Source organism: Burkholderia sp. RF7-non_BP4, from assembly GCF_001521935.1.
GTDB lineage: Bacteria > Pseudomonadota > Gammaproteobacteria > Burkholderiales > Burkholderiaceae > Burkholderia > Burkholderia diffusa.
In genome coordinates this window covers 36,247-51,555 of record NZ_LOTA01000077.1, presented here as the reverse complement: position 1 = coordinate 51,555, position 15,309 = coordinate 36,247, and the positions used below count along the sequence as shown (strand labels likewise).

Annotated in this window: 8 protein-coding genes; 5 read left to right on the top strand and 3 right to left on the bottom strand. The window is 68.3% G+C overall.

All coding sequences use genetic code 11. The annotated features are described in order from the left end of the window. Positions 1-8 precede the first annotated feature (8 nt). Positions 9-2,246 (bottom strand): penicillin-binding protein 1C, encoded by a 2,238-nt coding sequence (pbpC, locus tag WS49_RS23775; protein WP_059533883.1) that lies wholly within the window; start codon positions 2,244-2,246, stop codon positions 9-11. 10 nt (positions 2,247-2,256) lie between these two features. Next, entirely contained in the window at positions 2,257-8,289 is a 6,033-nt protein-coding gene (locus WS49_RS23770; RefSeq protein WP_059533881.1) for an alpha-2-macroglobulin family protein, read from the bottom strand. A 310-nt stretch (positions 8,290-8,599) separates the two neighbouring features. Here WS49_RS23770 and WS49_RS23765 point away from each other — a divergent pair, with 310 nt between their 5' ends. The 5 genes from WS49_RS23765 (at position 8,600) to WS49_RS23745 (ending at position 13,768) form a co-directional block, all read left to right on the top strand. Further along, positions 8,600-9,106: a sugar dehydrogenase complex small subunit gene (locus tag WS49_RS23765; protein WP_059533879.1), complete on the top strand. Its 507-nt coding sequence runs from the start codon at positions 8,600-8,602 to the stop codon at positions 9,104-9,106. After that, a complete protein-coding gene (locus WS49_RS23760) occupies positions 9,106-10,725 on the top strand; it encodes a GMC family oxidoreductase (RefSeq protein WP_059533877.1) in 1,620 nt (539 codons plus the stop codon). The genes WS49_RS23765 and WS49_RS23760 overlap by 1 nt, the downstream gene beginning before the upstream one ends. Positions 10,726-10,727: 2 nt before the next feature. Further along, entirely contained in the window at positions 10,728-12,005 is a 1,278-nt protein-coding gene (locus tag WS49_RS23755; RefSeq protein ID WP_059533875.1) for a c-type cytochrome, read from the top strand. Positions 12,006-12,181: 176 nt separating this feature from the next. Further along, positions 12,182-12,601 carry a DoxX family protein gene (locus tag WS49_RS23750; RefSeq protein ID WP_059533874.1) on the top strand — a complete coding sequence of 140 codons (420 nt, stop codon included), beginning with the start codon at positions 12,182-12,184 and terminating at the stop codon, positions 12,599-12,601. Between the two features lie 63 nt (positions 12,602-12,664). After that, positions 12,665-13,768: a porin gene (locus tag WS49_RS23745; RefSeq protein ID WP_059533872.1), complete on the top strand. Its 1,104-nt coding sequence runs from the start codon at positions 12,665-12,667 to the stop codon at positions 13,766-13,768. Between the two features lie 195 nt (positions 13,769-13,963). On the opposite strand, the gene WS49_RS23740 is transcribed toward WS49_RS23745, so the two are convergent. Continuing rightward, positions 13,964-15,283 carry an MFS transporter gene (locus WS49_RS23740; RefSeq protein WP_059533870.1) on the bottom strand — a complete coding sequence of 440 codons (1,320 nt, stop codon included), beginning with the start codon at positions 15,281-15,283 and terminating at the stop codon, positions 13,964-13,966. Between the last annotated feature and the right edge of the window lie 26 nt (positions 15,284-15,309).

The following is a 15,309-nucleotide window of genomic DNA, read 5'->3' as shown; positions in this document are numbered from 1 at the left end:
GCGGGCGCTCAGGGCTTGCGCCCAGCAGGCTTCGCGAACGCGCCGCGCACCTCGAAGCCGATCGCATCCGCCACGTTGCCGCGCGCGTCGACGAGTTCCAGCCGGTGCCTTCCCGGCCACGGCATCCACGCGACGCGGTCGGCGTGCCCGATCACCTTGTCGTCGAGCCGCCACGCGAACCGCGCGGCATGCCCGGACGACCGCTCGAACCAAATCCGCTGGTTCTTCGGCGGAATGTCCGGATCGATCGCGAAGATCGTGCCGTCGGTCGGCGCGCCGATCGTCAGTGGTGCGCGCGCGCCGTCCTTGCCCGGCGTGACGGGCGCCGCGAGCCGGATCGTATCGAGCGCCGTGCCCGCGACGAACCACTCGTCGCGCGACGGCTCGACGTCGCGCTCGAACGTGATGCGGCGCGTTTCGACGCCGGCCGGCGGACGTGGCGCCCGGCTCGGCAGGTCGCGGTGCAGGTAGCCGACGACGGCCGACCACACCGGCGACGCGCCCGTCACCCCCGACACGTCCCACATCGGCGAGCCGTCCGCATTGCCGACCCACACGCCGACCGTATAGCGCGACGTGAAGCCGACCGTCCAGTTGTCGCGCATGTCCTTGCTCGTGCCGGTCTTCACCGCCGAGAAGAAGCGCGTCGCGAGCGGATTGTCGAAGCCGAACGTGCGCACGCGCGCGTTGTTGTCGGAGAGGATGTCGGCGACGACGAAGCTGGCCGCTTCGCTGAATACGCGCGTGCCGTCGTCCGCGCGCCCCGATGCCGATGCGCCGGAAGCGGGCGACGGCGCGGGCAGGTCGACGATCTGGCGTGCGACGCCGCCGTTCGCGAGCGCGCGATACGCGTTGGTCAGCGACAGCAGCGTGACGTCCGCGCTGCCGAGCGCGAGGCTGAAGCCGTAGTAGTCGCCTTCCTGCGCGAGCGGCAGGCCGAGCGCGGTCAGCGTGCGCGCGAAGCGGTGCGGCGTGACGAGCACGAGCGTGCGCACGGCCGGCACGTTCAGCGAGCCGCCGAGCGCGCTGCGCACGCTCACCCAGCCCTTGAAATCCTTGTCGTAGTTCTGCGGAATGTAGAGTCCGCCACCGGCCGCGAGGTTGATCGGTGCGTCGTCGAGCAGCGACGCGGCGGTCAGCCGTTTCTCGTCGATCGCCTGCGCATAGAGGAACGGCTTGAGCGTCGAGCCGGCCTGGCGCGGCGCGAGCACGGCGTCGACGTCGCGCGCGCCCGACAACGCCCCCGACGAACCGACCCACGCGCGAATCTCGCCGGTCGCGTTGTCGATCACGACGACCGCGCCGTCCTGCACGTTGCGCCGGTGCGCGGGCGCGTTGAGCTCGGTCAGCGCGCGCGTCAGCGTGTCGCGCGCGAAGCGCTGCAGCGGCGCATCGAGCGTCGTGCGCACTTGCGCGCCGGCCGCCGGTCTGACTTCGGCCGCGATGCGGCGCGCGAAGTGCGGGGCGAGGGCGGCGCCGTCGTCGCGCACGGCGTTGGCCGGGCGGGCGATCACGAGCTGCACGTAGCCGTCGAGCGACGCGCACGCCTGTTCCGCATGCATGTCGCGCAGGATCCGGCACGCACGCTCGGCGACCTTCGCGCTGGCCGCGTTGGGCGCACGCACCAGCGCGGCCGCGATCGCGGCTTCACGCGCGTCGAGACCGGACGGCGCTTTGCCGAACAGCAGCTGCGACAGCGCGGCGAGCCCAACCGTCTCGCCGCGGAACGGCACGAGATTCAGGTAGGCCTCGAGGATCTGGTCCTTGCGCCAGCCGCGCTCGAGCAGCAGCGCGTTCATCGCCTGCGTGGCCTTCTGCGGCAGCGAGCGCTGGCCCGAGCGGCGCGGCGAATCGCTGAGCAAGCCGGCGAGCTGCATCGTCACGGTCGACGCGCCGCGCGTGCGCTCGTTCCACAGATTGCCCCACGCCGCGCCGGCGATCCCGCGCCAGTCGACGCCGCTGTGCGCATAGAACCGCTTGTCCTCGGACACGACAATCGCCTCGCGGAACGCGGGCGACACGTCGGCGAGCGAGACCCAGTCGCCGCGCCGTTCGGTGAGGTCGACGCGCGTGCGTTGCAGCGGCGTGCCGTCGCGCGCGAGCAGCACCCAGTCGGAACTGCGCCAGTTGCGGCGCACGTCGTCGTAGCCGGGCAGCGCGTGCGCGACCAGCGGCGCGGCCAGCGCGACGGCGACGAATACGCGGCCGGCGAAACGCACCGGCCGCGGCGATACACGATCGATCATCACGTACTCGTTACTTGCCCGCGTCGGCCGGCTTCACGGTCATCGGCGGGTTCGGCCACAGGCCATACACGGACGGCGCGTACAGCGCCTCGACGCGCGTCGGCGGCAGCCCGAAGGTGCCGACGTTGTTCAGCCGCACCGTGTATTCGACCGAGAGTTTGCCCTTCGGCAGATAGTCGTAATACGCGCGGTAGCCGTCGAAGTCGCGTTCGATGAACGCCGGCCATGCGCCGTCAGGCGATTTCTCGCCCTGCGTCGCGGCTTCGGAGTCGCGACCGAGGCCGGAGCCGAGGATCGTCGCGCCGGACGGGATCGGATCGTTGACGACGACCCACGTCATGTCGCTCTGCGCATCGATGTCGAGATGCACGCGCACGACGTCGCCGCGCGTCAGCACGCCCTTGACGGCGGGCGACACGGGCGTGACGGTCTTCGTGATCCGGTAGCCGGCCGCGAACGGCGCGCGCAGCGGCACGGCCGCGAGGCTTTCGACGGTCGCCCACGGGCGGCCCGTGCCGTCCTGGGTGACGGACAGCGTGGCCGGTGCCTGCGCCGCACGCGGCCACGGCATCAGCACGCTGCGCGCGGCGGCGGCGCGGGTCGCGGCGGTGGCCGATGCGGGGGCGTCGGCGGGTGCCGGCGCCTGCGACCACGAGATCGCGCGCTCGTTGCCGCCGAGCGCGACCTTCGTCGTGCCCGCCACCGGCGTGCTCTCGTAGGTGCGCGAGAAGCGCTCGATCGCGAGCTGGCCGAGCGCGTTCGACGTCGTCGTCTGCCATGCGCCCTGGCGTTGCAGCGCGAGCAGGCCGGTCGCGATGCGCGGCATCTCGTCCTTCCACGCAGGGTCACCCGCGAATTCCAGCGCGAGACGCGCGGCGTTGGTCTCGGTGCTCGTCATCAGCCACCACAGATCGTCGTCGCGCGCGGTCGAGAACACGAGCTGCGTGCCCTGATACGTGAGGCGCGCACGCAGGATCTGCTCGACCTGCGCGCGTTTCTCGTCACGCTGCGGGATGTCCTTCACGCGCGTGAGGATCGCGTGATAGTCGATCACCGCCGACGTCGGCCACTGGTTCGGCGCGATCTCGATCGAACCGAGCATGCGGCCCTGCGCGGCGCCGTAACGCGACAGCGCTTCGATCGCGGCGAGCTTGCGCAGATCGCGATCCTGGCGCGGCGCCCACGCGTTGCGCTCGATGCGGCCGTCGACGAAGCGCGCGAGCCCGGCCTCGAGCTGCGTGCGCAGGTCTTCCGGCAGCGCGAAGCGCGGGTCGAGGCGGCCGGCCTCGTCGGCGACCACGAGCAGGTACGACGACAGCGTCGGGCTGCCGTAGTGCGCATCGTCGGACGACGGCGGGAAGTAGCTCGCGAGGCCATCGCTGTCGAGGTACACGGGCATGCGCGCCACCAGCGCCTGCCATTGCGCGGCGTCGTGCAGGCCGATCGCACGCGACGTCTGCTGTTCGAGGCAGCGGTACGGATAGCGCTCGAACCAGCGCCGCACGCCGGGCAGGCCGTCGGCGAGCTTCGACTGCAGCGACACGGCGATGCCGCCGCGCGGCGCGCCCTGTGCGTTGTTGACGGCGCCGGCCGGAGCGGATACGGGCACCGTCAGCGTGCCGTCGACCTGCGTGAGCGTGGCTTGCTGCACGGTCACCGGCAGCGCGGGCACGACCTTCTGCGCGACGGCCAGCGCGTCGGACGCGCGCTTGCCGCCTTGCTCGGCCGCCTCGATGCGCCAGTTCAGCGCGCCGGCCGCGTCGAGCGCCTGCTCGGGCACCGTGATCGTCCATGCCACCTCCGTCGCCGCATTGGCCGCGAGCGACACGGTTTGCGGCGCGACGTCGAGGCCCGTCACGCGCGGCGTCACGACGACCTGCATCGCGCGGTCGGTCGTGTTGCGCAGCGTGACCTGCGCGCGGAACGCATCGCCTTCGCGCACGAGCGGCGGCAGCCCGGAGATCAGCTGCAGATCCTGCGTGCTGCGAATCGACGTGCTGCCGGTGCCGAAGCGGTCGGGGCCGACCGCCGCGATCGCGACGATCCGGAAGCGCGTGAGCGCGTCGTTCAGCGGCACTTCGACGGTCGCGCTGCCGTTCGCGTCGAGCGTCACGCGAGGATTCCACAGCAGCAGCGTGTCGAACAGCTCGCGTGTCGGCGCGCCGCCGCCGCCGCCGCCGGCCGGCACGGCTTTGCGGCCGAAGTGGCGGCGACCGACGATTTCCATCTGCGCGGTGGCCGTCTCGACGCCGTACGCGCGTCGCTGCAGCATCGCGTCGAGCAGATCCCAGCTGTCGTTCGGCATCAGCTCGAGCAGCGCCTCGTCGACGGCCGCGACCGCGATCTGCGTGCCGGCCGGCGCCGGCTGGCCGTTCGGCAGCGTGACCTTCACGTGCGCCTGCGCCTTGCCGCGCACCGTGTAACGCGTCGCGTCGGTCGTCACGGACACGCCGAGACGATGCACGCCCGTGCCGACCTTGATCTCGCCGAGGCCATAGCGGAACGCGGGCTTCGACAGATCGACGAACGCGGTCGGCGCTTCATAGTGACGGCCTTCGCGCCAGAACGCGCGGGCCCATTCGACCGGCGCCTTCCAGCCCCAGGTGAAGAACGAGTACCACGGCACTTCGCGAATCCGGCCGCGCAACGCGAGCACCGACACGTACACGTTCGGCCCCCACGACTCGCCGACCTTCAGGTCGACGGTCGGGTTCTTGCCGTTGAGTTCGACGACGTGCGTTTCCATCACACCGCCGCGTTCGACCGCGACGAGCGCGGTTGCGTAGCGGAACGGCATGCGAACCTGGAAGCGGGCGGTTTCGCCCGCCTCGTAGGACGTCTTCTCCGGGATCACGTCGATCCGGTCGGTGTTGTCGCCGCCGAACCAGAGTTCGTCCTCGCGCGTGACCCAGACGGACGTCGACGCGTTCGACGTGCGGCCGTCGCCGTCCTTCGCGACCGCGATCAACTGGATGTTGCCGGCCTGTTCGAGCGTCGCGTCGCAGGCCATGCGGCCCTTGTCGTCGGTCTTGCCCGAGCACAGCACGCCGAGGTCGCGCGTGTCGCTCTTGTTGTCGTATGCGTAAAAGCCGCCGACCATCCGCTTGCGCGACGACGTCGTGATGTGCGCGACGCCCTTGATCTCGACCGGCACCGATGCGCGCGGCTTGCCCTGCAGGTCGACCGCGAGCGCCTGCACAGGCACGCGCTGACCGACCGACACCCAGCGGCCGGCCTTGATGCCGGCCACTACCGCGGCCGGCCACAGGATCGTGTCGCCGCGGATCGTCTGCACTTCGCCGTTCGGGTCCGCGAACGTCGCCTCGAGCGCGATACGCTTCGGCGCGTCGACGTCGGGCAGGCCCTTGAGCGTGACGGTGCCCGCGCCATTGCGGTCGAGCGTCAGCGGCAGCTTGTCCGCGATCAGCCGGGTCGAGTCGGGATCGTTGTTCGCGGCCGATGCGCTGTCGCCGTCCTGCGCATCGTCGTCGGCGTTGCCGTCGCTGCGCCCGGGACGATACGGCGTGAAGCTGAAGTCCTCGAAGCGATCCGCGAACGGCGGCGACGCCCATTTCATCAGCGCCGACACCTGCACGGGCAGGTTCGATGCGCCGCCGCCCGACACGTAGTCGATCTGCACTGCGAGCGGCGCTTCCTTGGCCGCGACGAGCGGGCTCTTCTGCGCGTCGCGCGCGCCGATCGTCCCCTTGAGCACCGGCAGGCGGAACGCCTCGACACGGAAGCTGCCGCTGTAATAGCTGGCGGTCGGCGCATCGTCCGGGCCGCCTTCGAGCGACACGCTGTACTCGCCGAGCTTCGCCGCGGGCGGCAGCGTGAACTGCGTGTCGGCGCTGTGGTCGGCCGACCATGTGAGCGGCAGCTTGTAGGTCTGGTCGGAGCCGAGATGGCGGATCGTCACGCGCGTCGGGTATTGCGCCGGGAACGCGAGGCTCTGCAGCGTCTCGGTGCGCAGGAAGTGCTTCATCGACACGGTTTCGCCGGCACGCAGCAGCGTGCGGTCGAATACCGTATGCGCGCGCACGGTCGGCGCGCTGCCGGTGTCGGTCGGCACGTTGAAGCGCCACGATTCGATCCCGCGGTTCCAGTTCGAGCTGACGAACGCCATGTCCGGGCCCGTCTTGGGATCGTCGACGCGCGCCGACACGAAGTAGTCGTCGAAGCGTTCCGACTGGCTGCATTCATGCTTCGGCTCGAATGCCCCGTCGATCTTCAGCAGGCCTTGCGCATCGGTCTTGCCGGACGCGATTTCGTCGCCGTTGCAATCCGACACGCGGATTCGCGCGTTCGGCACGGGCTTGCCCTTGTCGAGCGTCGTGACCCATACGAGGTTGTTCTCGCGGCCCTGTTTCAGATGCACGCCGAGGTTCGTGACGAGCACGGTGGTACGCACGTACATGCTCGACGGCTTCGCGAGCAGCGAGCGGCCGAGCGCGGGCGACGCGAGTTCAAGCACGTAGAAGCCGGGTTTTTCGATCGGCACGCCGACGACCTCGAACGGACGCAGCGCCTTAGGATCGGCCTTCGGCAGCGTCAGTGCCTGCGCGCCCGGTTCGCCGGCGAGCAGCGACAGCGAGCGCACGTCGATGCGGCGGTTCTGCGGCGCGGGCATCTTCTCGCCGGCCTGGAGCGGCACGTAGACGGGGTGCTGGCCCTTGCGCCGGAGCAGGCCCGGGAGGCGCTCGTCGATCGTGCCGGCCGTCATCGACCAATTGTCGAAGCGCTCGACGGTGCGCATCCATTGACGGATCGCGGTGTCGTCGTCGACCTTCAGGTTCGAGAATTGCGCGCCGCTCGTGTTGAGGCCCGCGATATGCAGGTCGGCCTCGACGTTGCGCAGCGTGACCGGCACGAGCGCGGGCGTATCCGGTTCGGCGAATCGCTCGACGATCCCGAAGGTGCCCGACGAGAATTTCGCGAGCGGCGGCATCGGCGCGGTGCGCGTCGCGAGCGGGAACAGGTCGGCGTTCGCGAGCGGGCGGTCCGTCACGTCGCGCAGGCTGGACGGCAGCTCGATCGTCAGGTTCGCCTGCGCGGGCAGCGGCGGGTTGAACGTGACGGTGGTCACTTCGTCGCTGTGATCGTCGGCCGCGAAGGTCGGCGAAAGCGAGCCGTCAGGGCCGCGCAGCTTGATCGCCTCGGCGTTCTTGCGCGAGATCGGCGCATTGAACGACAACGTCAGCGGACGCAGCGGCGTGCAGGGCGCCTTCGCGTTTTCGCGCTCGCACGAGAAGCTCGCGGCGAACGGCGCGCGCACGGTGAAGTCGAATCGGCGCTCGGTGTCGTTCGCGATGCCGCTCGGGCTCGCGACGCCCTTGCCGTAGACGAGCTGCATCTTCGCGCTCGCGGGCAGCGCCTGCGCGCACGACAGCGTCAGCACGCGCGCGGCGTCCTTCTTCAGCCCGAAGTGGTCGAGCAGTGCGTTGCGGGTATCGTCGTCGGCGGCCGTGACGGGGATGCGGTTGCCGATGCCGACCGCTTCGCACCAGATGTTCGCGAGCGCGGAGCGCGGCTCGGCCGGGCCGTTCAGCTTCAGCACGAAGACCTGGCGTTCCTCGATCTCGCGCGTGCCGGGGCGCACCGTCACCGGGAACGGGCCGCCGGTTTGAAACGTGAAGCGGCGCGGGCCGCTGACCGCGTTGCCGGCGACCGAGCGCAGCGTGTCGTTGAGCGCGACGGAGCAGCGCACGCCGGGCGGCAGGTCGTTCTCGAAATCGTAGACCCAGGTTTTGTCGTCGAGCCAGTGCCCCTGGCCGCGCGCGGCGGTGGAGTCGTTGCAGGTCATGCGCGCGGGACTCGGCGCGGACGCCGAACCGAACGCGACCATCGGTTCGTCGAACTTGACGACGCTTTGCCGGACTTCGGTGACGGTGCCTTGCGGCGACACGCTCACCGTGCGGGCGGCGCCCGCATGCAGCGACAGCGCCGCGGCAGCGCCGAGCGCCGTGACCGCGCCGATGCGCCAGAGCAGCCGTGTGGTGTGACGGGTTGAATTCGTGTTGTTGTGTTTGTTGTGCTGCTTCATCGCTCGATGCCCTCGGAGGGAAGCTTTCTGTTTGATTGCACGCGATTCTAACCGACGCGCATGTGAGCGGATGAAGGGAGGGGTAGGCGGCGTGTCGCCGGCTTGCGACACGCCGGCATCCGGAAGCAGAATTGTCGCGTCGACGACACAAAAATGCAGCGAAATGTCGATTGTCTCGGATTGCGGAACATTTATTGGACTATAAAAGCATTGTTCAATTCGAATTGTGCGCGTACATTTCAGGGCCGCGCGAAAGTTTGAGAAATATCAAGCGTGGTTTTCCCGAATCCGGTGTTCGAGAGAAGGAAACATGCACAACGACAACACCCCCCACTCGCGTCGCGATCGCGACGCAGCCGCATCCGGCATCACGCGGCGTCAATGGCTGCAGGGCGCACTGGCGCTGACGGCGGCAGGCCTCACCGGCTCGCTGGCGTTGCGGGCCCTGGCCGATAATCCCGGCTCCGCGCCGCTCGATACATTCATGACGCTCTCCGAGGCACTGACAGGCAAGAAAGGGCTGAGCCGCGTGCTCGGCGACCGCTTCCTGCAGGCCTTGCAGAAGGGCTCGTTCAAGACCGCCGACGGCCTGTCGCAACTCGCGGGCGCGCTCGCGTCCGGTTCATTGAATCCCGATCAGCAGGCCTCCGCGCTGTCGATTCTCGAAGCGTGGTATCTCGGCATCGTCGACAACGTCGTGATTACTTACGAAGAAGCGTTAATGTTCGGCGTCGTGTCCGATACGCTCGTGATTCCCTCGTATTGCCCCAACAAACCCGGCTTCTGGGCCGAAAAACCAATCGAGAGGCAAGCCTGATGGCCGATACCGATACGCAAAAAGCCGACGTCGTGGTCGTCGGATCCGGTGTCGCAGGCGCGATCGTCGCGCATCAGCTCGCGATGGCCGGCAAGTCGGTGATCCTGCTCGAGGCAGGCCCGCGCATGCCGCGCTGGGAAATCGTCGAACGCTTCCGCAACCAGCCCGACAAGACGGACTTCATGGCGCCGTACCCGTCGAGCCCGTGGGCGCCGCATCCGGAATACGGCCCGCCGAACGACTACCTGGTCCTGAAGGGCGAGCACAAGTTCAACTCGCAGTACATCCGCGCGGTGGGCGGCACGACGTGGCACTGGGCCGCGTCGGCATGGCGCTTCATCCCGAACGACTTCAAGATGAAGACCGTGTACGGCGTCGGCCGCGACTGGCCGATTCAGTACGACGACCTCGAGCATTATTACCAGCGCGCGGAGGAAGAGCTCGGCGTGTGGGGCCCCGGCCCCGAGGAAGACCTGTACTCGCCGCGCAAGCAGCCGTATCCGATGCCGCCGCTGCCGTTGTCGTTCAACGAGCAGACGATCAAGAGCGCGCTCAACGGCCACGACCCGAAGTTCCACGTGGTGACCGAGCCGGTCGCGCGCAACAGCCGTCCGTACGACGGCCGGCCAACCTGTTGCGGAAACAACAACTGCATGCCGATCTGCCCGATCGGCGCGATGTACAACGGCATCGTGCACGTCGAGAAGGCCGAGCAGGCCGGCGCGAAGCTGATCGACAGCGCCGTGGTCTACAAGCTCGAGACGGGGCCGGACAAGCGCATCGTCGCCGCGATCTACAAGGACAAGACGGGCGCCGACCATCGCGTCGAGGGCAAGTACTTCGTGGTCGCCGCGAACGGCATCGAGACGCCGAAGATCCTGCTGATGTCGGCGAACCGCGACTTCCCGAACGGCGTCGCGAACAGTTCCGACATGGTCGGGCGCAACTTGATGGATCACCCGGGCACGGGCGTGTCGTTCTACGCGAGCGAGAAGCTGTGGCCGGGCCGCGGCCCGCAGGAAATGACGTCGCTGATCGGTTTCCGCGACGGTCCGTTCCGCGCGACCGAAGCCGCGAAGAAGATCCACCTGTCGAACATGTCGCGCATCAACCAGGAAACGCAGAAGATCTTCAAGGCCGGCAAGCTGATGAAGTCCGACGAGCTCGACGCGCAGATCCGCGATCGTTCGGCCCGCTACGTGCAGTTCGACTGCTTCCACGAAATCCTGCCGCAGCCCGAGAACCGCATCGTGCCGAGCAAGACGGCCACCGACGCGATCGGCATTCCGCGCCCGGAAATCACCTATGCGATCGACGACTACGTGAAGCGCGGCGCCGTGCACACGCGCGAAGTCTATGCGACCGCGGCGCAGGTGCTGGGCGGCACGGACGTCGTGTTCAACGACGAGTTCGCACCGAACAACCACATCACGGGCTCGACGATCATGGGCGCGGATGCGCGCGACTCGGTCGTCGACAAGGACTGCCGCACGTTCGACCATCCGAACCTGTTCATCTCGAGCAGCTCGACGATGCCGACCGTCGGTACGGTGAACGTGACGCTGACGATCGCGGCGCTGGCGCTGCGGATGTCGGACACGCTGAAGAAGGAAGTCTGACCGTGCGGAAATCTACTCTCACCTTCCTCCTCGCCGGCTGCCTCGCGCTGCCGGGCCTGGTGCGCGCGGCCGACTCGGCCGATCCCGCGCAGATCAAGCGCGGCGAATATCTGGCGGTCGCGGGCGACTGCATGGCCTGCCACACCGCGAAGGGCGGCAAGCCGTTTGCCGGCGGCCTCGGGATGCCGGTGCCGATGCTCGGCAAGATCTACACGAGCAACATCACGCCCGACCCGGACACCGGCATCGGCAACTGGACATTCGACGACTTCGAACGCGCGGTGCGTCACGGCGTCTCGAAGAACGGCAGCAACCTGTATCCGGCGATGCCGTACGTGTCGTACGCGAAGATCAACGACGACGACGTGCAGGCGCTGTATACGTACTTCATGCACGGTGTCGAACCGGTCAAGCAGACGCCGCCGAAGAACGAGATCCCCGCGCTGCTGAGCATGCGCTGGCCGCTGAAGATCTGGAACTGGCTGTTCCTGAAGGACGGCGCGTACCAGCCGAAGCCGGCGCAGAGCGCCGAGTGGAACCGCGGCGCGTATCTGGTGCAAGGCCTCGCGCACTGCAGCACGTGTCACACGCCGCGCGGCATCGCAATGCAGGAGAAGTCGCTCGACGAGACGGGCGGCAGCTTCCTGTCGGGTTCGGTGCTGGCGGGCTGGGACGGCTACAACATCACGTCCGACCCGAATGCGGGGATCGGCGGCTGGACGCAGCAGCAGCTCGTCCAGTACCTGCGCACCGGCAGCGTGCCGGGTGTCGCGCAGGCGGCCGGTCCGATGGCCGAGGCGGTCGAGCACAGCTTCTCGAAGATGACCGACGCCGACATCGGCGCGATCGCGACGTATATCCGCACGGTGCCGGCCGTCGCCAGCGGCGACGCGAAGCAGTCGCGCTCGTCGTGGGGCAAGCCGGCGGAAGACGGCCTGAAGCTGCGCGGCGTGGCGCTCGCGGCGTCGGGCATCGATCCGGCGCGGCTGTATCTCGGCAACTGCGCGACGTGCCACCAGATGCAGGGCAAGGGCACGCCGGATGGCTATTACCCGTCGCTGTTCCACAACTCGACGGTCGGTGCGCCGAATCCGGCAAACCTGGTGCAGGTGATCCTGAACGGCGTGCAGCGCAAGGCCGGCAGCGAGGACGTCGGGATGCCCGCGTTCCGCAACGAGCTGTCGGATGCGCAGATCGCTGCGCTGACGAACTACCTGACCGGCCAGTTCGGCAATCCGGCCGCGAAGGTGACCGAGCAGGACGTCGCGAAGGCGCGTTGACGCCGGGCGCGACGCGGCACGAAGCAGGGCAACACTGACGAGAGGAGGAGCACAGCACATCGGGCGGGCCCCGATGCCGGTTGTTGCAGAGCGGGGCGGGCGGCCGGCGGTCGCCCGTCCCGGTTCACAGGCAATCCGGTGCGCGCGTTTCGCGCACCGCTTTCGTTGATCACACCATGACACCGAATCAACCGTTTCTCGCGTCCCAGCGCGATGTGCTGCTGCTGCTGTCCCGAATCCTGCTCGTGATCCTGTTCGTGATGTTCGGCTGGAAGAAGATCGTCGACTTCTCCGGTACGATCGCGTTCATGGGAAGCGAGGGTGCGCCCGCACCGATCGTTTCGGCAGCCATCTCCGTCGTGATGGAGCTGTTCGCAGGCATCGCGATTCTCGTCGGTTTCCAGACGCGGCCGCTCGCGCTGCTGCTTGCGCTGTATACGATCGGCACCGGCTTCATCGGCCATCACTACTGGACGATGTCGGGCGGCGAGCAGATCGACAACATGATTCATTTCTACAAGAACATCGCGATCTCGGGCGGCCTGCTCGCGCTTTGCGCGGCGGGCCCCGGGCGTTTTTCGATCGATCGCGGGTGAACGGACCGCCGGCGCGTGCATGGGGCGCGTGCCGGACGGTCGAGACTCCGAGGGGGCATCATTTTGCGACTCAAACATTTCGCATGGCTGATCGTGGCCGCCACGCCGGCGGCCGCGTTCGCACAGACCAGCGTGACGCTGTACGGCCGTATCGACGGCGGCGTCGAATACCTGAACCACATCGCGACGCCCAACGGCAGCTCGACGCGCTGGAGCGCGGAAGGCGGCGACTGGGGTACCAGCATGTTCGGCCTGAAGGGCGTCGAGGATCTCGGCGGCGGGATGTCGACGGTCTTCAACCTGGAAACCGCGTTCCAGGTGATGAACGGCACGACGGGCGGCGGACGCATGTGGTCGCGCCGCGCGTATGTCGGGTTGAAGAGCGACACGTGGGGCCAGCTGCAGGCCGGCCGCAACCTGTTCATCGACAGCGACGGCGTGTGGGAATTCGATCCGTTCGTGCAGCAGGCGTTTTCGTCCGCATCGCTCGTGCGCGGCCGCAACTGGCAGCAGAGCAGCAACAACATCGAATATCACAGCCCGGTGATCGGCGGCTTCGACGTGCAGGCGCAATATGCGTTCGGCAACCAGTCGCGCGGCTTCAACTACGGCGCGGCCGACGACTTCGGCCGCTCGGACGGGATCATGATCTCGTATCACTCTCCGGTGCTCGACGTGCGCGGCATCTACGACGAGCTGCGCGACAACAACGGCAAGTTCAGTAACATCTTCACCGCGTCGCGCGAGTATTTCGTTGGCGCGAACGTGAAGGTGTCGAAGTTCAAGATCCAGGGCGCCTATACGCACTACCAGGCGCCGGACAGCCCGGCGGGCGTTGCCGATCGCGCCGATCACTACTGGCTCGGAGCGACCTACACGGCAACGCCGCAGTGGGCCGTGACGGGCGGCGGGTACTACGTGAAGGTTGGGGATGGCGGCGGCGATGCGTCGCACGATCCGTCGGGGCACGCGATCATGTACGTGCTCGGTACGACGTACAACCTATCGAAGCGCACGTTCCTGTACGGGACGGTCGCGTATGTGCGCAACGGCGGCAACTCGAACTTCTCGCTGCTCGCGTCACCGCGCGACGCGACGTCGGGCACGAGCCCGATGACGGGCGAGTCGCAGACGGGCGCGTATGTGGGGATGATGCATACGTTCTGAGCGGGGCGTAGCGCGCGCAAGGCACGGGTGACGGTGGCCCGTGCCTTGTTGCGTTGACGGCGACGGACGTATCTCCGGCGCTGCCGGTTCATGTGAGCGGTGTCGATCACGCAAAAGGAAAGACCCCGCCGAAACCGGCGAGGCCAGTGGATCGATGACGTCGCGGCCGCGCACGTGCCGCGCATCGCCCGTCAGTCAATCGAGCGCCTTCCCGGCCTTCTCGTCCATGCAACGTATGGCGAGCAGCGTCAACACGCCACAGCCGATCGCATACCACGCAGGCGCATTCGGGTTGCCGGTCGCCGCGATCAGCCAGGTCACGAAGAACTGCGCGAAGCCGCCGAAGATCGCGACGCCGACGCTGTAGACGAGCGCACCGCCGGTCGCCCGGACCGCGCGCGGGAACAACTCGCCGAGCATCGCACCGGTCGCGCCGATGTTGATCGCGTGCACGACCGACAGCGCGGCGATGATCGACAGCAGCGACGCGGCGCCCGGCCATCGGTTCAGCGCGATGAACGCGGGATAGATCGCGGCCATCAGCACGATGCGTGTCCACCAGACGATCCGGTTGCGGCCGTAGACATCGGACAGGTGGCCGCCGATCGGCGTCACGAGCATCAGGATCGCGCCCGCGACGCAGCCGGCCGTCATCGACAACCAGGTCGGCAGATGCAGCACCTGCACGCCGTAGATCGCCATGTAGAACACGATGATGTAATGGATCGACGTGCCGCCGATCGTCACGCCGAGGCCCGCGAACACGGCTTTGCCGTGGTGACGCAGCACGTCGGCGAGCGGCAGCGACGCGACCGGTTCGTCGTGCGCGGCGGCCGGGCTGGCAGCCGGCACCTCCTCGACGGTGCGGCGCAGCCAGTAACCGAGCGGCACGAACAGCGTGCCGATGATGAACGGCACGCGCCAGCCCCAGCTTTCGAGCTGCGCGGCATTGAGCGTCGACGTGAGCGCGACGCCGGTGAGCGCCCCGGCGAGCGCGGCGAGCCCCTGGCTCGAGAACTGGAACGACGCGTAGAAGCCGCGACGATGCTGCGGCGCCTGTTCGAGCAGCAGCGTCGTCGACGCGCCGACTTCGCCGCCCGATGCGAACCCTTGCAGCAGGCGTGCGAGCACGAGCAGCAGCGGCGCGGCGATGCCGGCCTGCGCGAAGGTGGGCGCGACCGCGATCGTCGCGGTGCCGAGCGCCATCAGCAGGAGCGTCAGGATCATCGCCTTCTTGCGGCCGGCGCGGTCGGCGTACATGCCGATCACGAGCCCGCCGAGCGGGCGCGTGACGAAGCCGACGCCGAAGCTCGCGACCGCGAGCATCAGCTGCCCGAACGACGAGTGGACCGGAAAGAACAGCTTGCCGATCAGGATTGCGAAGAAACTGTAGACCGTGAAGTCGTAGAACTCGAGCGCGTTGCCGACCGCGGCGGCCGCGATCAGGCGGCGTTTCTTCGCGGCGGCGCGGGCATCGGCCGGCGAGCCGGCGAACGGAAGGGCGGACGTTTCCATGGGGTTCCCCTGCTGAAGCGCGAAAC

Coding starts and splice junctions, on each gene's coding strand:
- WS49_RS23765 (WP_059533879.1), top strand. CDS start 8,600: ATGCACAACGACAACACCCCCCACTCGCGTCGCGATCGCGACGCAGCC.
- pbpC (WP_059533883.1), bottom strand. CDS start 2,246: ATGATCGATCGTGTATCGCCGCGGCCGGTGCGTTTCGCCGGCCGCGTA.
- WS49_RS23760 (WP_059533877.1), top strand. CDS start 9,106: ATGGCCGATACCGATACGCAAAAAGCCGACGTCGTGGTCGTCGGATCC.
- WS49_RS23740 (WP_059533870.1), bottom strand. CDS start 15,283: ATGGAAACGTCCGCCCTTCCGTTCGCCGGCTCGCCGGCCGATGCCCGC.
- WS49_RS23750 (WP_059533874.1), top strand. CDS start 12,182: ATGACACCGAATCAACCGTTTCTCGCGTCCCAGCGCGATGTGCTGCTG.
- WS49_RS23770 (WP_059533881.1), bottom strand. CDS start 8,289: ATGAAGCAGCACAACAAACACAACAACACGAATTCAACCCGTCACACC.